Annotated in this window: 22 protein-coding genes; all 22 read left to right on the top strand. The window is 46.4% G+C overall.

Features of this window, described 5'->3' with window-relative positions; all coding sequences use genetic code 11:
- Nucleotides 1–6 precede the first annotated feature (6 nt).
- Nucleotides 7–624, top strand: a complete 618-nt coding sequence (locus tag SRRS_RS20600; RefSeq protein ID WP_371363182.1) for a LysE/ArgO family amino acid transporter — start codon at nucleotides 7–9, stop codon at nucleotides 622–624.
- Nucleotides 625–858: 234 nt separating this feature from the next.
- Nucleotides 859–2,934, top strand: a complete 2,076-nt coding sequence (locus SRRS_RS20595; RefSeq protein ID WP_371363180.1) for an HD domain-containing phosphohydrolase — start codon at nucleotides 859–861, stop codon at nucleotides 2,932–2,934.
- Between the two features lie 79 nt (nucleotides 2,935–3,013).
- Nucleotides 3,014–3,220, top strand: coding sequence for a 50S ribosomal protein L31 (gene rpmE / locus SRRS_RS20590; protein ID WP_371363179.1), 207 nt, complete (start codon nucleotides 3,014–3,016; stop codon nucleotides 3,218–3,220).
- A gap of 182 nt (nucleotides 3,221–3,402) precedes the next feature.
- A complete protein-coding gene (locus SRRS_RS20585; protein ID WP_371369899.1) occupies nucleotides 3,403–4,245 on the top strand; it encodes a DUF1385 domain-containing protein in 843 nt (280 codons plus the stop codon).
- On the top strand, nucleotides 4,235–5,302 hold the full coding sequence (prfA, locus tag SRRS_RS20580; RefSeq protein ID WP_371363178.1) for a peptide chain release factor 1: 1,068 nt from the start codon (nucleotides 4,235–4,237) through the stop codon (nucleotides 5,300–5,302). Before SRRS_RS20585 ends, prfA begins: the two co-directional genes overlap by 11 nt.
- Before the next feature lies 1 nt (nucleotide 5,303).
- Nucleotides 5,304–6,164: a peptide chain release factor N(5)-glutamine methyltransferase gene (gene prmC, locus SRRS_RS20575; protein ID WP_371363177.1), complete on the top strand. Its 861-nt coding sequence runs from the start codon at nucleotides 5,304–5,306 to the stop codon at nucleotides 6,162–6,164.
- A gap of 22 nt (nucleotides 6,165–6,186) precedes the next feature.
- Complete coding sequence (locus tag SRRS_RS20570) at nucleotides 6,187–7,233, top strand: L-threonylcarbamoyladenylate synthase (protein ID WP_371363176.1); 1,047 nt, start codon at nucleotides 6,187–6,189, stop codon at nucleotides 7,231–7,233.
- A gap of 83 nt (nucleotides 7,234–7,316) precedes the next feature.
- Nucleotides 7,317–7,910 (top strand): manganese efflux pump MntP family protein, encoded by a 594-nt coding sequence (locus SRRS_RS20565; RefSeq protein ID WP_371363174.1) that lies wholly within the window; start codon nucleotides 7,317–7,319, stop codon nucleotides 7,908–7,910.
- A gap of 79 nt (nucleotides 7,911–7,989) precedes the next feature.
- Entirely contained in the window at nucleotides 7,990–8,454 is a 465-nt protein-coding gene (locus SRRS_RS20560) for a low molecular weight protein arginine phosphatase (protein ID WP_371363173.1), read from the top strand.
- A 57-nt stretch (nucleotides 8,455–8,511) separates the two neighbouring features.
- Nucleotides 8,512–8,952: a ribose 5-phosphate isomerase B gene (gene rpiB, locus SRRS_RS20555; RefSeq protein WP_371363172.1), complete on the top strand. Its 441-nt coding sequence runs from the start codon at nucleotides 8,512–8,514 to the stop codon at nucleotides 8,950–8,952.
- Nucleotides 8,953–8,965: 13 nt separating this feature from the next.
- Nucleotides 8,966–9,520 carry a TIGR01440 family protein gene (locus SRRS_RS20550; protein ID WP_371363170.1) on the top strand — a complete coding sequence of 185 codons (555 nt, stop codon included), beginning with the start codon at nucleotides 8,966–8,968 and terminating at the stop codon, nucleotides 9,518–9,520.
- A gap of 33 nt (nucleotides 9,521–9,553) precedes the next feature.
- On the top strand, nucleotides 9,554–10,789 hold the full coding sequence (glyA, locus tag SRRS_RS20545; protein WP_371363169.1) for a serine hydroxymethyltransferase: 1,236 nt from the start codon (nucleotides 9,554–9,556) through the stop codon (nucleotides 10,787–10,789).
- Nucleotides 10,790–10,830: 41 nt separating this feature from the next.
- A complete protein-coding gene (gene upp / locus SRRS_RS20540) occupies nucleotides 10,831–11,457 on the top strand; it encodes a uracil phosphoribosyltransferase (RefSeq protein ID WP_371363168.1) in 627 nt (208 codons plus the stop codon).
- A gap of 71 nt (nucleotides 11,458–11,528) precedes the next feature.
- Nucleotides 11,529–11,990, top strand: a complete 462-nt coding sequence (locus SRRS_RS20535; protein ID WP_371363167.1) for a cytidine/deoxycytidylate deaminase family protein — start codon at nucleotides 11,529–11,531, stop codon at nucleotides 11,988–11,990.
- Nucleotides 11,991–12,083: 93 nt separating this feature from the next.
- Nucleotides 12,084–13,484, top strand: coding sequence for an anion permease (locus tag SRRS_RS20530; RefSeq protein ID WP_371363166.1), 1,401 nt, complete (start codon nucleotides 12,084–12,086; stop codon nucleotides 13,482–13,484).
- 109 nt (nucleotides 13,485–13,593) lie between these two features.
- Nucleotides 13,594–14,268 carry a nucleotide pyrophosphohydrolase gene (locus SRRS_RS20525; RefSeq protein ID WP_371363164.1) on the top strand — a complete coding sequence of 225 codons (675 nt, stop codon included), beginning with the start codon at nucleotides 13,594–13,596 and terminating at the stop codon, nucleotides 14,266–14,268.
- Between the two features lie 176 nt (nucleotides 14,269–14,444).
- Entirely contained in the window at nucleotides 14,445–15,494 is a 1,050-nt protein-coding gene (locus SRRS_RS20520) for a glycosyltransferase family 4 protein (protein WP_371363163.1), read from the top strand.
- 124 nt (nucleotides 15,495–15,618) lie between these two features.
- Nucleotides 15,619–16,782: a non-hydrolyzing UDP-N-acetylglucosamine 2-epimerase gene (wecB, locus tag SRRS_RS20515; protein WP_371363162.1), complete on the top strand. Its 1,164-nt coding sequence runs from the start codon at nucleotides 15,619–15,621 to the stop codon at nucleotides 16,780–16,782.
- Nucleotides 16,783–17,024: 242 nt separating this feature from the next.
- Nucleotides 17,025–17,240 (top strand): AtpZ/AtpI family protein, encoded by a 216-nt coding sequence (locus tag SRRS_RS20510; protein ID WP_371363160.1) that lies wholly within the window; start codon nucleotides 17,025–17,027, stop codon nucleotides 17,238–17,240.
- Nucleotides 17,241–17,244: 4 nt separating this feature from the next.
- Nucleotides 17,245–17,658, top strand: coding sequence for an ATP synthase subunit I (locus SRRS_RS20505; protein ID WP_371363159.1), 414 nt, complete (start codon nucleotides 17,245–17,247; stop codon nucleotides 17,656–17,658).
- Between the two features lie 27 nt (nucleotides 17,659–17,685).
- Nucleotides 17,686–18,369, top strand: coding sequence for a F0F1 ATP synthase subunit A (atpB, locus tag SRRS_RS20500; protein ID WP_371363158.1), 684 nt, complete (start codon nucleotides 17,686–17,688; stop codon nucleotides 18,367–18,369).
- Nucleotides 18,370–18,425: 56 nt separating this feature from the next.
- Nucleotides 18,426–18,677, top strand: coding sequence for a F0F1 ATP synthase subunit C (gene atpE, locus SRRS_RS20495; RefSeq protein ID WP_371363157.1), 252 nt, complete (start codon nucleotides 18,426–18,428; stop codon nucleotides 18,675–18,677).
- Nucleotides 18,678–18,730: the final 53 nt, after the last annotated feature.

The following is an 18,730-nucleotide window of genomic DNA, read 5'->3' as shown; positions in this document are numbered from 1 at the left end:
TCATTAATGGAACCATTTATTCACGGATTTATTTTAGCGTTTGGATTAATATTACCCCTTGGTGTGCAAAATTTATTTGTGTTTACGCAGGGCGCGGTACAAGCCAGCTTATGGCACGCAATGCCGGCTGTAGTAACAGCAGGCATTTGTGATACTTTGCTTATTTTGGCGGCAGTATTAGGTGTTTCGCTTGTCATACTTAGTTTCGCCTGGTTGAAGATGGCTTTACTGGCTACAGGGTTTGTTTTTTTAGCATACATGGGCTGGGTGTCATGGAACAGCGATCCTTTAAACGGGCAGGAATTTGGTGCCGCTGGTATGACGGCAGGTAAGCAGGCCATGTTTGCGGCGTCGGTTTCATTGCTAAACCCACACGCGATTTTGGATACTATTGGTGTTATTGGCACAAGTTCGTTACAATATACAGGCAATGGCAAAATATTGTTTACCCTCGCCTGTATCCTTGTATCATGGGTGTGGTTTTTTGGTCTGGCCTATGCCGGGCGGCTGCTTGGAAATTTAGATGCATCAGGTCGCTGGCTTTCATTATTGGGTAAATTTTCAGCTGTCTTCATTTGGGGCGCTGCTGCCTATCTAGGTTATGGCATTGTGGTTGGACTATAAAGTGAGACTTGATTCAGGTGGAGTTTTTAACTCCATCTGAATCCTAGTCGAACTAATCCAGGGACTTAGCCGCTCTTAACTCCCACCTTGAAGAAGATGGGAGTCTTAGAGCGGCTTAGTCATCGGATAACAGTCCAGCCACCTTTTTTTGTGTGTATGAAGGATAAATAGCTACTGTAGAGAATGTAATTCTACATAATTCGCCATTATTCGCAAGAAAGGAGGCGATAATTGGTGTCGTTATGTGGAAAAAGTTTTGTGATTATTGGTCTTACTCTGTTTTTTCTGTTATTTAGTTTATTTCTTACTACTAACTCCATTTTAAACAACGGATATACTCAGTTGGAAAGAAGCGATATGGAACGTAACATCAAAAGGGCGGTCAAGGCGATAGAGAATGAAAACAATTCTTTGGAGAACATAGTTAGAGACTGGGGGCAGTGGGACGACAGTTACAACTTTATGGTGACAGGCAGTAAAGAGTATATAAATGCTAACTTGGACGATATGACTTTTACGTATCAGCACCTCAATGTTGTTTTGTACACTGATTTGGATGGTCAGATTGTCTATACACGCGCTTATGACTGGGACAACCGGAAAGAGATTTCCCTAAGCAATGAGACCGTACATAAACTAACTGCCATTAGGCCGTTGATCAGTCCTGGCAAATATGCCGTTACCAAGGGGATACTTACCTTGCCGGAAGGAAAGATGCTGGTGGCCGCCGGAGCTGTTACTGACAGTCAGGGGATGGCTTCGTCACGGGGGGTAATATTAGCAGGACGATTTATTACTGACGTAGAAAAAGAGATTATTTCCGAGATGGTGCAACTGCCCATTGACTTTATCGGTTGGAATTGCCAGTTGTCGCCGGAATTTGCTGACGCCCGGACGTACATGACCTCTCCGGCAGACATGTATGTTAAGACCTTGAATGATGACTATGTAGCAGGCTATACAGTATTACAGGATATCTATGGACAGCCTGCCCTTATTTTGCGCATCCTGGGCCCCCGGACTATTACACAGCAGGCGCAGCATATTTTGAACTATTTTATAGTTATGCTGATAGCTGCCGGCCTCGTATTTGGAATAGTTATTTTGGCTTTGCTGGAGTGGAGTGTGTTGACACGGCTTGCCAGCATAAGCAATGTCGTTAAAAAAATTGCCCAGCAGAAAGATTTATCGATTCGATTGGCGGTTAGTGGTCATGATGAACTGACAGAGTTAACCGAAAACATTAACAATATGCTTGGCAGTTTGGAAAAGGCGCAGACAAGATTAAGATATATAGGACGCCATGATGCACTGACCGGCCTTTACAATCGGACGATATTTGAGGAATTTTTAGCAAAGAGTAATTGTTCTAACGAGAGCGTTCAAATTATAGTGGCCGATGTTGATGGTCTTAAATTAATTAATGATACATTGGGGCATGCGAGTGGGGATGCGTTATTGCGCAAAGCCGCTGAAGTGTTAAAACAAATGTGTCCGCCTGATGCTATAGTCGCGCGTTGTGGCGGTGACGAATTTGCCGTACTGCTTAAGAATCACCCCGCCGAGGCTGTGGCTGACTTGTGCCGGGCCATAAAAGCAGCGGCCGCTGAGGCCGAGTTTGATACTCCGGGACTGACTCTGAGTATGTCAATCGGTTATGCAGTGGGTACGAAACATACCGATACAGCAGCCGAACTTTTAAAAGAAGCCGATAACCATATGTACCGTGATAAATTACTACGTAATCGCAGTACCCGGAGCGCAATTGTTCAAACACTTAAAAAAGCCCTGGAAGCCAGAGATTTTATTACAGAGGGGCATGCCGACAGGATGCAGGAAGTGGTGCGACTGCTGGGGGTAGAGCTTGGTTTGCCTGATGCCAAGTTAGCTGAACTGCAGTTATTTGCACAGTTTCACGATATTGGTAAGGTGGGCATACCGGATGGGATTCTATTTAAGCCAGGTCGCCTTACTGCCGAGGAACTGGTGGTTATGCATAGCCATTCCGAAATCGGTTATCGTATTGCGCGGTCAGCGTCAGATCTGGTATTTATTGCCGATTGGATACTAAAACATCATGAGGCGTGGAATGGCAGCGGCTATCCGCTGGGTCTCAAAGGGGTGGAAATTCCACTGGAATGCCGTATCCTGGCTATTGCCGATGCCTACGATGCCATGACCAACAAACGGCCATACCGGCTGCCGGTGCCAAAAGAAAAAGCAGTTGAAGAAATTAGGGAAAATGCCGGTGTTCAGTTCGATCCCGAACTGGTAAAAGTATTTATCGAGATATTGCCAAAGTTGCCTTAGAAAGCTTGCACGCTATTGTCCTATGTGCTATAATTATCACGCGTAATTCAAAGTGGCTCTATAAAGTGAGGTGCAAGACATGCAAGAAAAAATTCATCCTAATTATGGTGAAGCCAAAGTAGTTTGCGGCTGTGGCAATACATTTATGACTGGTTCGGTTAAAAAGGACCTTCGTGTAGATGTGTGCTCAAAATGCCATCCGTTCTATACCGGTCAGCAGCGTCAAATAGCAGCAGGTGGCCGTGTTGAAAGATTTAATAAGCGTTATGGCAGTACGCAAGGCTAATTAGCAAGCAGCAGAGCAGCGATGCTCTGCTGTTACACTATAATGATATAGACTGAACTTAGCCAATGGCTATAAAAACTGCAGCAGAGCAGAATGCTCTGCTACAATTATATTGAAAAGGGGGCGGTAGCGTGAGTGAGAAGAAACCTTTTGTCGGTGGGCAGGCTGTCATCGAAGGGGTTATGATGCGCGGACCGGAGTATATTGCTACGGCCGTTCGCGAACCGTCCGGTACGATTACTGTCCAAAAGGAACGGTTAGAATCGATTGCTGATCGCTATCCTATATTGAAAAGGCCGATGCTGCGCGGTGTTGTGTCTTTGGTCGAATCACTGGTATACGGGCTAAAAGCGTTGTCGTTTTCCGCTCAGGCGGCAGGCGAAGAGGAAGAAGAGACTCTCTCCAATAAAGAAATTGCCATAACTATGGTATTCTCGTTGGGGCTGGCCATACTGTTGTTTGTCGTAATACCCACTTATGCGGCCAAGTATATTCACAGCGCTGTTACTGATTCCCGCTTACTCAACACCTTTGAGGGGATTTTACGGCTGGTTATTTTTTTCTTATATATTTTAGGAATATCGCTCATGAAAGACATTCAGCGCGTGTTTCAGTACCATGGCGCCGAGCATAAAACTATTCACGCCTACGAAGCCGGGGAAGAACTCACCGTTGAAAACATCCGCAAATACAGTCGGCTGCATCCACGATGCGGCACAAATTTTCTGCTCATAGTTATGGTAGTAAGCATTGTTATGTTTGCTTTCTTGGGCTGGCCTGATTTATGGCTGAGAATTGTTTCACGGGTGATATTGCTGCCGCTAGTGGCAGGTATTGCTTATGAGATAATCCGTTTTGCAGGCCGCAGTAAAGCCGGATGGGTAGCCTGTGCCATTACTCCCGGTCTGTGGCTGCAGCAGTTAACAACCCGTGAACCGAGTGATGATCAAATAGAAGTAGCGATTGCGGCTTTAAACGCCGTGCGACCTGACCAAGATGTTGAGGTGAGAACAGATGCTGGATAAATTACAGGCGCTCGAAGATAAATATCTGGAACTGGAAGGCCGAATCAGTGACCCTTCAGTTATGGCTGATATGGGCGAGTGGCAAAAACTGACTAAAGCCCATAGTAAAATGATAGCGGTTGTTGAAAAGTTCCGGGAGTATAAAAAAACCTTGCAGGCGATTGACGATGCCCGGGAAATGCTCAAAGATAAGCTTGATGATGAGTTCAAAGAGATGGTAGAGGCCGAGTATACCGAAGCCAAAAGTAAAGTCGGAGTACTGGAAGATGAACTCAGGATTCTCCTCTTACCTAAGGATCCCAATGATGAAAAGAACGTTATTGTGGAAATCCGGGGCGGCGCCGGCGGGGACGAAGCTGCTTTATTTGCCGGCGATTTATTCCGGATGTATACACGCTACGCTGAAAACCAGGGTTGGCGGGTGGAAATGCTTGATGCGAATGCCCCTGACCTGGGCGGTTTTAAAGAAGTTGTTTTCTCGATCGAAGGCGATGGTGCTTATTCCAAACTCAAGTATGAGAGTGGCGTGCACCGGGTGCAACGGGTACCGACAACAGAGTCAAGCGGCCGTATCCACACCTCGACAGTTACTGTAGCGGTCTTACCCGAAGCAGAAGATGTCGATATTGACGTAAATCCCAATGATCTTAGAATTGATACCTATTGTGCCAGCGGTGCCGGTGGTCAGCACGTTAACAAAACTGAATCGGCTGTGCGTATTACTCATTTGCCCACAGGTGTTGTCGTTCAATGTCAGGATGAAAAGTCACAATTAAAAAATAAAGATAAGGCTATGCGGGTATTAAGAGCCAAGATTCTGGAATTGGCGGAAGCGGAGCAAGCGGCGGAACTCGCCGAAAACCGTAAGAGCCAAGTCGGTACCGGGGATCGCAGTGAGCGGATTCGAACCTACAATTTCCCGCAGGGACGGGTTACAGACCACCGTATCGGCCTAACCCTGCATAAACTGGATTTTGTTTTGAACGGGGACTTGGATGAACTTATTTCTGCGCTGGTAACGGCCGGGCAGAGTGAGAAACTTAAGGAAGTAGAGTAACATGACCGAACAGTGGACGATTAGTTCAATTTTAAATTGGACTAGGCAGTACTTCAGCTCCAAGGGGATTGATAATCCCCGTCTGGATGCTGAGGTGCTGCTTTCCCATATCCTAGGGAAAGAACGGTTATATTTATATACTAATTTTGACCAGCCGCTGACGGCAGAAGAATTAGCACAATATCGTGAAGCCGTCAAAAAACGGGTGATGCGCGCACCGGTAGCGTATATTACCGGTAGTAAAGAATTTATGGGACTGAATTTTGCCGTTAGCCCGGCTGTGCTTATACCGCGGCCTGATACTGAAATTTTAGTTGAAGAAGCGATTGCCAGGCTGGCCGCTAATACTCAACCGGTTGTTGCCGATTTGGGAACAGGCAGTGGCGCTATTATTGTCAGTGTCCTGGCTAAATTGCCGGCTGGGAAAGGTGTGGCTGTTGATATTTCGGCTGAGGCACTGGCTGTTGCCAGGGAAAATGCCCGGCGGCAAGGAGTAGTTGACCGTGTGGAGTTTTGTCAGGGAGATATGATGAAGTGGGTGTCTGACGATAAGTTTGATGCCATTCTGTCAAATCCCCCCTATATTCCCGACAGCCATATTGCCGGCCTAAGTGCCGAAGTACGCCAAGAACCTTGCCTGGCTTTGGCCGGTGGTGCTGACGGTTTAAATTTTTACCGGCGTATAGTCGGCTTCGGTGCCGAACATCTTAAGCCTAATGGTTTTATTGCTGTGGAAGTTGGCATTAACCAAGCAGATCAAGTAGCGGCACTGGCCGATACAGCCTCCCGGCTTGCGGCTCAGGCTATTATCAAAGATTATGCCGGAATTGAGCGGGTAGTTGTATTTTCATTGAGACCATAGACAGGAAGAAGTGACCGAACCAATGCAAACAAAGTACTATAAGCTTGATGCCAACAAACCTGACCAGGTTGTCCTGGCAGAAGCGGCGCAGCTATTACAGCAAGGAAAGCTAGTGGCATTTCCTACCGAAACAGTATACGGACTTGGCGCCAACGGCCTGGATGCAGAGGCTGTTGCCGGCATATTTAGGGCCAAAGGAAGACCGTCTGACAATCCCCTTATTTTACATATTGATGCCGCTGATAAATTACACCAATTGGCGGCTGTGGTGCCGGCAAGTGCCAAAGCACTGACCGAACGTTACTGGCCGGGACCGCTAACTGTTGTAGTTGAGCGTCAGCCACAGGTTCCTGATATTGTGACTGCCGGACTAAATACTGTGGCGGTACGTCTGCCATCGTCCTTAGTTGCCCGGGAATTAATCCGTCTGGCCGGAGTGCCGATAGCTGCCCCCAGCGCGAACACTTCCGGCAGGCCAAGTCCCACAACAGCCGAAGATGTGCTTACTGACTTAGATGGCAAAATTGCGGCAATTATCGACGCCGGAGCGTGCCGTATCGGTGTGGAATCTACGGTGGTTGACTGTACTACCCCTGTACCCACACTGTTACGGCCAGGTGGTATTACTTACGAAATGCTTATGGAAGTCCTGGGCGAAGTTGAAATTGACCCGGCGCTCGGCGGGGCATCCGTTATCCCTAAGTCACCAGGGATGAAATATACGCACTATGCCCCTATTGCCCCTATGTTTCTTATCGAGGCCGAACCTCAATTAGCCGGTGAGCTTTTACGGCGTGAAATTACGCAGGCATTAGCCGGCGGGAAAAAAGTAGGGGCAGTGGTATCGTCGGAACTTATTGACAGCTTGCCGCCGCAGGTAATAAGGACGGGGTATGGCTCGCGCACAGATGCCGCCGAAATTGCCGCTAATTTATATACGGCACTCAGAAGCTTTGATAATGCGGAAGTTGACGTTATATACGCTGAGGGCATTAGAGAGCAAGGGTTAGGGCTGGCCGTTATGAACCGCTTGCGCAAAGCGGCAGGGTATCGCATTATCAGGAACTAAGTTAGTATTTAATCAATTTTAGCGGGAGTATTGCTACATATTGCCCCCTGTTGGCACATATACATTACAGCGGGGGTGGGAATATGAGCATGTTAGAACTGTTTGTCCTGAGTGGAGCGTTAGGAACCGATCTATTTTCAGTGGCTGTGCCGATAGGTATGAACAAAGTCCGCCGGCTGGTTATTTTACAATCCGCTGTCGTGTTTGCACTATTCCACATAGTTATGATTCTTGCCGGTTATTATATAGGCCATTGGCTGGGCACACTTGTGGAACATATCGGGGCCTATCATATTGATTCGCCTGCGGCCAGTGTACAAAACTTTGCTACTATTATCGGTGCAGTGATATTGGCCGGATTGGGTATTAATATGATTAAGGACAATATAAGTGCCCATGATGACGCACCGGCAAATCCTTTGCGGGGGGCAGCTCTATTAGTATTAGCCGCTAGTGTCAGCATTGATGCCCTGGCTGCCGGTTTTAGCCTGGGGATGCTTGATGTGGACTTATTGCAGCTAAGCATAATCTTAGGAGCGGTAATTTTTTTGATTGCGCTGGTAGGGCTTGGACTTGGCCGTAAACTGGGACAGTATATTGGGAACCGGGCCGAATTAGTAGGCGGTGTTGTGCTAATGTTGTTAGGTATACATATTTTATGGTCGACAATATATTAATTTTCACCAATAGTAGGGATTATGTCAGTTAGGTATGATATAATTTTTCTGGACACAAAATAGGAGGGGTTGAACGAATTTGTTCAAAATTTTACTTGTGTGTACTGGGAATACCTGTCGTAGTCCGATGGCAGCCGCCCTTCTTGCCAATATAGTTACTCAAGCCGGTTTAACCGACCAGATTACAGTCGAGTCGGCTGGTATTGCTGCCTGGCAGCAACCGGCTTCTGCTCATGCCCGGACGGTAATGCGGCAGGCAGGCCTGAGTGTGGACGAGCATTGTTCAAGGCAGCTTACGCCGGTACGGCTTGGCGATGTTGATTTGGTACTGACTATGACTAAGTCACATAAACAGGTTGTAGTTAACCTTGCGCCGGAAATGGCGGAAAAAATGTATACACTGGGCGAATTTGCCGGTGAGAACGGAGACGTTGGTGATCCGTTCGGCGGCAGTGAGGCCGATTATCGTCGCTGTGCCGAACAAATTCACCGCTTGCTTACCTTAAGCTGGGAAAAAATTGTCAGTATGGCAGGAAAAAAGTAGCATAGCGTGGAAAACGTGTAAAGACTCTAAATATGAGGCATAGGATGTGTTAGTGTCATGAAAGTTGCAATAGGTAGTGATCATGGCGGTTTTCGCCTGAAAGAAGAAATTAAGAATTTGTTAGCCGAGCTTAAAGTAGATAGTCATGATTTTGGTACTTATACAATTGAATCGGTTGATTACCCCGACATTTCCCGCCAGGTTGCCGAGGCTGTAGCTAAGGGCGAGTATGAGAGGGGCATTATTGTTTGCGGAACAGGTATTGGTGTGAGTATTGCTGCCAACAAAATAAAAGGTATTCGGGCGGCACTTTGTAATGACGTGTTTTCGGCGCAAATGTCGCGTGAACATAATAATGCAAATATCTTAACCTTAGGAGAGCGGGTGATTGGCTGCGGTCTTGCCCGAATGATAGTTGAAGTTTGGCTTAAAACCGAATTTGCCGGTGGACGTCATGCCGTCCGGGTGGACAAGATTACGGCGCTGGAAAAAGCGTAGGGAGTGAGGACAGGTGGATACAGACTTGGCAACAATAGGCCGTCAGACAATCCAGGCGGCGGAAGAACTCATAAAGACGGCTGAGTTAAAACCGGGACAGGTCTTGGTAGTAGGGTGTAGTACCAGCGAAGTGCAAGGAGCCCGTATTGGTTCTTATGGCTCCGAAGTGGTAGCTGCTCGAATTTTATCGAGTCTTTTAAAAGTGTGTGCATGGCATCAGGTTTCACTGGCCATACAGTGCTGTGAGCACCTAAACCGGGCGCTTGTTGTTGAACGGGATGTAGCCGAAAAATATAATCTTGACGAAGTAACTGTAATCCCGGTTGCTAAAGCCGGCGGCTCAATGGCCGCGGAGGCTATGCGTACCTTTTCTAATCCGGCGGTTGTCGAGGAAATTTCCGCTCACGCGGGGCTGGATATCGGCAGCACGCTTATAGGTATGCATATTAAGAGAGTTGCTGTCCCGGTGCGTTTGACCGAAAAGTATATCGGGCAAGCTTGTCTGACAGCCGCTCGCTCGAGACCTAAGCTTATTGGCGGCGCACGCGCCGTATATGAAATGCTTTAAATTTTACTTATGGAATCTGGAGGAGGAATACCTATGAAAATTCTTGCAGGAATAGACCCGGAAGTAGCAAAGGCTATAGACCTTGAGCGCACCCGTCAGCAAAACAAACTTGAACTGATTGCATCAGAGAACTTTGTCAGTAAAGCAGTAATGGAGGCTCAAGGTTCGGTATTGACCAATAAGTACGCGGAAGGCTATCCTAATCACCGTTATTACGGCGGTTGTGAGTATGTGGATATTGTTGAACAACTGGCCATTGACCGGGCAAAAGAATTGTTTGGTGCCGAACATGCCAACGTCCAGCCGCATTCCGGAGCACAGGCCAATACTGCCGTATATTTTGCCTTTCTAAAGCCGGGAGATACCATTTTGGGCATGAACCTTGCTCACGGCGGTCATCTGACTCACGGCAGTCCGGTTAATATTTCCGGCCAATATTTCAATATTGTGCCTTACGGCGTTGACCCGGAGACTCATCGTATAGACTATGACCAAGTTGCCGAATTGGCTGCCAAACACAAACCTAAGATGCTGGTAGCTGGTGCCAGTGCCTATGCCCGGGTTATTGATTTTGAACGTTTGGGCAAGATTGCCCGTGATTGTGGTGCTATGTTTATGGTAGACATGGCTCATATCGCCGGTTTGGTTGCCGCTGGTTTTCACCCCAGTCCGGTGCCGCATGCCGATATTGTTACAACTACTACTCATAAAACGCTGCGTGGTCCCCGCGGCGGCATGATTCTATGCCGTACTGAATACGCTAAAGCAATCGATAAAGCTATTTTCCCTGGCATCCAGGGCGGTCCCCTGATGCATGTTATTGCAGCTAAAGCCGTTGCTTTCAAAGAAGCGCTTAGCGAAGAATTCCGCGTATATCAAGGACAAATTATAAAAAATGCGCAAGCTTTGGCTGAGCGCCTTAAACAAAAGGGCTTTACCCTGGTATCCGGCGGAACCGATAACCACTTGGTCCTTGTTGACATGCGTAGCCAAAACCTTACCGGTAAAGAGGCCGAACACCTTCTGGACGAAGTTGGTGTTACTGTAAATAAAAATGCCATTCCGAATGATCCGGCCAGCCCGCTCATTACCAGCGGTATCCGTATTGGTGTTCCTGCGGTTACTTCCCGGGGAATGGTTGAAGAAGACATGGTAGTTATCGGTGACATTATCGCCTTGACTCTGACTAAACCGGAAGACGGCGCCACTCAGGAAAAAGTCCGGGCAATGGTAGCTGAATTATGCCGTAAGTATCCGTTATACGCTTAACGAGTTAAGTTGATATAGGTAATGTTAAAGGAGATGAATCTATGCAAGTAAAAATAATCGACCATCCGTTGATTCAACACAAATTATCGCTTATTCGCGACGTAAAAACCGGAACTAAAGAATTCCGTGAACTTCTGGAAGAGATTTCGATGCTCATGGCATTTGAGTTAACTCGCAATCTGCCGCTGGAAGAAACTCCAATTGAAACTCCGCTTACAACCTGCACCTGCAAGATGTTGTCAGGCAAAAAGATTGGCGTAATACCTATCTTGCGGGCGGGCCTTGGAATGGTCAACGGTATTGTAAAATTGATTCCTGCCGCTAAAGTGGGGCACGTTGGCGTATACCGTGACCATGAAACGCTACAACCTGTTGAATATTTTTGTAAATTACCAACAGATGTGGCTGAACGTGAACTCATTGTTACAGATCCCATGCTGGCAACTGGCGGCTCCGCGGTAGCAGCTATTGATATGCTGAAAGCCCGCGGCGCAAAACATATCAAATTGATGTGTCTTGTAGCGGCACCTGAAGGGGTTAAACATGTCAATGACCATCATCCTGATGTGGAAGTCTATGTTGCCTGTGTTGACAGCCATCTTAATGAGCACGGTTATATTGTTCCGGGCTTGGGCGATGCCGGCGACCGGATTTTCGGCACCAAGTAAGTTGAAGTAATGTTATACCTAGGCCATGAATATACTAGTAATACACCGTTTTGGCCAAGGGGGTAAAAAGTGTGAGTGAGAACAAAGAATTTGTCCGGCCATCGTGGGACGAATATTTTATGGATATCACCAAAGTGGTTGCAACACGTTCAACGTGTATCCGGCGGCAAATAGGCGCGGTTATTGTCAAAGACCAGCGGCTGTTAAGCAGTGGCTACAACGGTGCGCCCAGCGGCTTGCCTCACTGTGGTCAAATCGGCTGTGTTCGTGCTGCCAACCAAGTACCGTCAGGCGAACGCCAGGAATTGTGCAGGGGACTTCACGCCGAACAAAGTGCTGTCGTTCAGGCGGCCATGTATGGTGTTCCCATCTGTGGGGCAACCATTTACTCTACACATCAACCATGCTCGGCCTGTACCAAAATACTTATTAATGCAGGTATCAAGCGCATTGTTTACCAGTACAGCTATCCGGACAAACTGGCTGAACAATTAATTGCTGAAGCAGGAATAGAATACGTTTGTTTTGGATAAAACCAAGAGAAGCTGCCTAACATAGTATAGGCAGTTTTTTCTTTACCCTAATAGACAAGTGGTATTCATAAGGAGTGGAAAGGAGTAGGAAATATGAGTTCAATAATCCGGGCTGTTGTTGTAATTGCTGTGGGTATTATTATCTGGTTGGTACCGGTGCCTGCCGGCGTTAAACCCGCCGCCTGGAATTTATTCGCTGTATTTGTAGCTACTATTCTTGGATTTATTCTACAGCCGCTGCCGATTGGCGCACTGGCTTTCGCCAGCATCACTTTTACGGTAGTGGCGGGTATCCTAAAACCGGCTGAAGCGTTATCTGGTTTTGCCAATACGACTATCTGGCTTATTGTGTCGGCGTTTTTATTTGCCCAAGGTTTTATCAAAACAGGTCTCGGGCGTCGTATCGCTTTTGTACTGATCAAAGCAATCGGCGATAATACGCTCAAACTCGGATATACGCTGGCCTTGAGTGACCTGATCATTAGCCCGGCAACACCTTCTAATACCGCCAGAGCCGGCGGCATTCTTTATCCGGTGGTTCGCAGTCTTTGTGCGGCATTTCATTCCGAACCAGGTCCTACGGCGCGTAAGGTGGGGGCGTATTTAATGCAAACAGTCTATCAGGCCAACACGATTACGTCAGCGATGTTTTTGACCTCAATGGCCGGAAACCCACTAGTAGCCGAGCTGGCTGCCAAGACGTTACATATTAAAATTTCCTGGGGACTATGGGCCATGGCCGCGATTGTGCCTGGACTGGTTTCACTTGTGGTGGTGCCATATTTTCTATACAAATTTTACCCACCGGAAATAACAAGAACTCCGGAAGCTAAGACTTTGGCAGTATCCGAACTAAATAAAATGGGAGCAATGAGCCGCGGCGAAATGATAGTAACTTTAATATTCATTGGCGCTTTGTTTTTATGGAGTACTTCACAATATACCAGGCTTGATGCCACTATTGTGGCTATGCTGGCAGTTTCGGCAATGTTAATAACCCGGGTTATAAGCTGGCAAGACGTAATTGAAGAAAAAGGTGCTTGGGACACGCTGATATGGATGGGCAGTCTTGTGGCGTTGGCGGATTATTTATCTAAACTGGGGTTTATTCCCTGGTTCGCCAAAACCGTTAGTGCAGCTATTGCCGGGGTTCCCTGGCTGCAGGCATTCCTTGTGCTTATCGTGGTGTATATGTATGCCCATTATGGCTTTGCCAGCCTGACAGCTCACATTACTGCCATGTATGCTGCTTTTGCCTCTGTCGCTGTGGCTGCGGGTGCACCAGTGTATTTAGTCGCGTTAGCGTTTGGGTTTATGTCCAATTTGTGCATGTCTCTGACTCATTATGCCGCCGGTCCGGCTCCTATTTACTTTGGCGCCGGCTATGTCGAACAGGGAACCTGGTGGAAGCTGGGACTAATGGTCTCAGTAATTAATATGCTAATATGGGTGGGTCTCGGAGCGTTTTGGTGGAAAATTCTCGGTCTATGGTAAAATAAAGGAGGATTTAGCGTATTGATGGCGAAATTAAGCTATAACTGCAAGGCTGGTTTGGCTCTCGACTGCCGAGATGCCGGACCTGCTTTTATTTAGGGAGTTATGTATGCTGGAAGCCATTTATCTGCCAAAATTAAATAATCTTAAGCCAACGCTTGATTCTACTCTGCTCAAAGCTATGGAGGAAGCTGGAGAATTAGCACGGGCTGTATTGAAATTTATCCCTTGGGATAAATTAAGTCCGGCGGAACTTGCGAAGCAGCCGGCAGCCATCCTTCTGCTTAACGATGTCAAAGAAGAACTTTTAGATGTGGCGCAAACTTGCGTTACGATGATTTTTGTTATGGAAGATAACTTCGGCATAGATGCCGACAGCTTGATAGGGGAACACCTTGCCAAGCTTGCTGAAAAACAATATGCATACGATAATAACCAGAGCTACCAGATTGCAACAGTCAAAAATAACTATGGCGGGAATTATAAGTCGATCAGTCTGCCACATTTGAACTTAAACGAAGTTACCCTGCTTACCACTGTGTGCAAAATTCAGGAAGAATTAGGCGAACTTACTCAATTCCTCGGCAAACATGCCGCTGCATCTGGCGAGCGTTCCTGCCTGACTGCCGATGCAGTCAATCGGGGAGCTGCCTTAGAACTATTGGATGTGGCTCAATGCTGTTTCACTATGATGTATATTTTGGCTGAGCGGTATGCCGTAAACATTCCGGAACTGGTTGCTTCCCATGTAGACAAGCTTAAACGAAAAGGGTATTGCAAATAATACGTTTTTAGGCGCAGTAAGGCGACAAAATGAGTAATACTAAAGGTATTGGACGCATATAGTTATTGGTAATGAAAATAATAACCATACAGGACTATAGGACTACTTAACGCTAATTGACAACTTTTATAGAGTTGAGGTACAATGAGTGTTGCGTAGAAAAGAGGTGTTAGTATATGCAATCATATTTAGTGGCTTTTACTGTTGCCTTGGCAGCAGCTTACTTTATCACCCCGCGTGTTAAGGAATTGGCCATCAAGGCGGGAGCGCTGGATGCTCCTGACGCTCGCAAGGTGCATACTATTCCAACCCCCCGTATGGGCGGCTTAGCGATATATTTTGGCTTTGTACTGGCTGTGTTTTCCAGTATGCATATCAGCCATGAAATTATGGGTCTGTTATTAGGTGGTACTGTTATTTTGGCTGTCGGTGTAATTGACGATATTAAACAATTATCAGCCAAAACAAAATTACTCGGACAAATTGTGGCTGCCGCTGTGCTTATTCTTTTTGATATTCGTATCGAGTGGCTGACAAATCCGTTCGGGGATATGATTTATGTAAATTATTTATCAATACCGCTTACAATTATGTGGGTGGTTAGCCTGACAAATACCGTTAACCTGATTGACGGACTGGACGGGCTGGCAGCCGGTGTATCGACAATTGCTTCGGTTACCATCCTGCTGGTGGCTCTGCAACAGAATTTCTGGACTGTAGCTATTCTAACAGCGGCGTTGGCAGGCAGTGCGCTCGGATTCCTTCAGCATAACTTTAATCCGGCTAAAATCTTCATGGGAGATACCGGCAGCATGTTTTTAGGTTATATGCTGGCAGCGGTCTCCATATTGGGAACGGTTAAGAGCGCGGCTACCATAGCGCTGGTAGTGCCGATAGTCGCGTTGGGATTACCGATCATGGATACGGCTTTCGCTATTATTCGCCGTTATATGAGCGGCCGCCCGATTTTCAAACCGGACAAAGGTCATTTACATCACCGGCTTCTGGCCATGGGTTTAACGCAAAAACAAGCAGTGCTCTTGATGTATGTTATTAGCGGTTGCTTAGGCGTCAGCGCTATTGCACTGACAGAGGTGAGCAGACTGTATGCTGCTTTCATTTTGTTGGCAATTATTGCCGTAGCCTTATTTGGCGCTAGAAAAATCGGTGTATTGAGTAATAATGACGGTGTATTGAAAAGCAGTGATTCGGTTAAAACCCATTGATTTTGATGGTCGATTATAGGCAATTCTTTTGTTAGTGACGGGCGGGCAATTTTTGCCCGCCTTGTATTTATCAGGTGAAAAACGGAAAATTACCATGATTGCCAATGAAAGGAGCAGTTTTCTAATGTCCCGCATTAAAGTTATGACTGTCTTCGGCACGAGGCCTGAAGCAATAAAAATGGCACCAGTAGTTCTGGAACTGACTAAATATCCTGAATACATAACGCCGGTGGTGGCGGTTACTGCCCAGCACCGGGAGATGCTTGACCAAGTACTCAATCTGTTTAAGATTACACCTGACTATGATCTTGATATTATGAGTCAGGGGCAAACACTATTTGATATCACCTGCCGGGCGATGCAAGGGTTAAATCAAGTGCTGGCGCAAGAAAAGCCAGATATTGTTTTTGTCCATGGTGATACTACAACTACGTTCGCCGGGGCCTTGGCCGCCTATTATCATCAGATAGCCGTCGGTCACGTCGAAGCAGGTCTCAGAACCGGCAATAAACTATCGCCGTTTCCGGAAGAAATGAATCGCAAGCTGACAGGGGCATTAACCGATATCCATTTTGCGCCAACTGCTACAGCTAAGCAAAACCTGCTTAAGGAAAATAATGACCTGGCATCAATCTTTGTTACCGGCAATACCGTAATAGATGCACTGAAAGTTACGGTAGATGACGGGTATGAGTTTACTGATCCATTACTGAGAAACATTGACTATAAAAACCGCAAGGTTATTTTAGTCACCACACATCGCCGGGAAAATCTGGGCGAACCTATGCGGCATGTCTATCAGGCACTGAAAGACGTAGTTACAAATTTTGCTGAGGTTGAGATCGTATTCCCCGTGCATAAGAATCCGTTGGTGCGCCAAGTCGTAAAAGCGGAATTAGGGGGACTGGATCGCGTGCATCTCATTGACCCGCTGGATTACCAGCCGTTTGCTAATCTGATGGCGAGATCATATTTAATACTGACTGATTCGGGCGGCATTCAGGAAGAAGCCCCTGCGCTCGGTAAGCCGGTTTTAGTGTTGCGTGATACGACAGAACGGCCTGAAGCGGTGGCTGCCGGTACAGTTAAGCTGATTGGTACTGACCGCGAACGTGTTTATAGTGAGACAAAAGAATTATTGGTTAATAAAGCAGAGTATGACCGCATAGCCAATGCTGTAAATCCTTATGGAGATGGCAAAGCGTCTAAACGGATTGTTGAAGCTACTTTATATAAATACGGGTTATACCTTACACGGCCAAATGAGTTTTTAACAGGGAATTCTTAACAAAAACTTTACAAATTGTACAATTTATTAAATTCTTTGATGTTTTCTGTAGCATTAGAAGGATTTTACTCTTCGTCATAGAATATCTCCCAAATATCGACTTTTTTCAACGCCCATGAGTGGGGTAACAGCAGAATCCCTACTGTCTTTTAGGGCTTGATTTTTACTTTCTTAAATAATATCTCGTAGTCTATTGGTTATAATAGCAAGTATGGCTATTTGGCGTTATACGAGGTGAGTTTATGCCTAAGAAAGAAGACGGGGTATGGTCAGCCTTTAGCTTGGCAGGAACGATTGGCCTGAACATGGCTGCAACGGTAGCTGTGGGGTTATTCATAGGACGCTTTGCTGACAATTATTTAGGTTCTGCGCCATGGTTTACCATAGTAGGTATTGTACTTGGCATGCTCGCGGGCTTGTGGTCTACCTACAAAAAAATAGTTAGTAATAAAGGATAGTATTGTGTTTAAAGCTGGTTTTGCTGATAATTACGTCGGCCAAGTGCAAAAGACGTTACTTCACCTGTTAGCGTTAGGGGTGTTTTTGACCATTAGCGCTTTCCTATCAGACAAAGTGTTCTTTATCCCCGGCTTGTTAGTAGGCTGGACAAGCAGTGTATTATACTTCTTGCTCCTATGCCGCCGGGTAAAAAAAAGCGCCGAACTGCCGCCAGACAAAGCTTTGGCTTCTATGCGCGCAGGCTGGGTGCTTCGCTTTGGTTTTATGATAGCTATGCTTGTATTATCGGTGAAAGTGCCCGGTATTGATTTTTGGGCGGCAGTAGTGGGACTATTCTCACTTCACATAGTATTAGTGCTAAATGCCGTGTATTTTGTGGTTTTCGAACTAATATCAAATTTAGGCAACCAAAACTAACTAAAGAAAGGAAGTGAAAATGAAAGTATGGGACATGGTGGAGGAGGCCATGAGATTGGTAGTCATAAGCTGGCGCATTTGGCCGGACTGACCTTCAATCTCGACACTTTATATATGACATGGCTGAGTATGGCAATTGTTATTTTCCTGGCAATCCTTGCTACTCGCCGGGTTGAAATAGTACCTCGTGGCTGGCAGAATTTCCTGGAGATGGCAGTAACCGCCTTGTTGGACCAGATTGATAATACCATGGGGCCGAAGGGACGAAAATTAGCGCCTTTAATCATTACGCTGTTCTTGTTCCTTGTTGTGGGCAACGAATTGGGTCTGGTGCCGGGATTTACCTCACCGACCAATGATATTAACACAACATTAGGCCTGGCTTTGATGGTGGTTATCCTGGTACATATTCTCGGCATGATGAATAAGGGACCTGTAAGGTATCTGAAGCATTTTTTTGAACCATACATCCCATTTGTCATCATTAATATTATCGAAGAATTGGCCAAGCCGATTACCCTATCTTTCCGTTTATTCGGCAATATTCTGGCAGGGGAAATCCTGCTGATTATTTTGGGTATGCTTGTGCCGTATGTTGTACCCACCGCGTGGTTGGCCTTTAGCGTGTTTGTCGGCGTTGTACAGGCATTTATATTTACCATGCTGTCCATGTCGTATTTATCTAACTCGGTAAAGGACGATCATCACTAAACTTTTTTGAAAAATCAGTTACTCATTATTGAACAGAATTAAAGGAGGAGTTTTTTGTGGAACAAGCTATTATTATTGCAGCCTCTGCGATTGGAGCCGGTTTGGCGATTGGACTCGCCGCTATTGGTGCCGGTATTGGTGACGGTGCCGTAACCGGTAAAGCAATTGAGGGTATGGCAAGACAGCCGGAAGCAAAGGGAACTATACTTGTTAACATGCTTATTTCGGTAGGCTTGATCGAGTCGATTCCTATTATCGCTGCGGTTATTGCTATCGTTCTTGTATTTGCCAATCCGTTCATTAAGTAATCTACGCGTTATCGGGCGACTGGCAGGACAAGCTATTTTCTGCCAGCGCTCCC

It is taken from the genome of Sporomusa rhizae (assembly GCF_041428845.1).
GTDB classification, from domain to species: Bacteria; Bacillota; Negativicutes; order Sporomusales; family Sporomusaceae; genus Sporomusa; species Sporomusa rhizae.
This window is presented reverse-complemented; position numbering and strand designations above follow the sequence as displayed.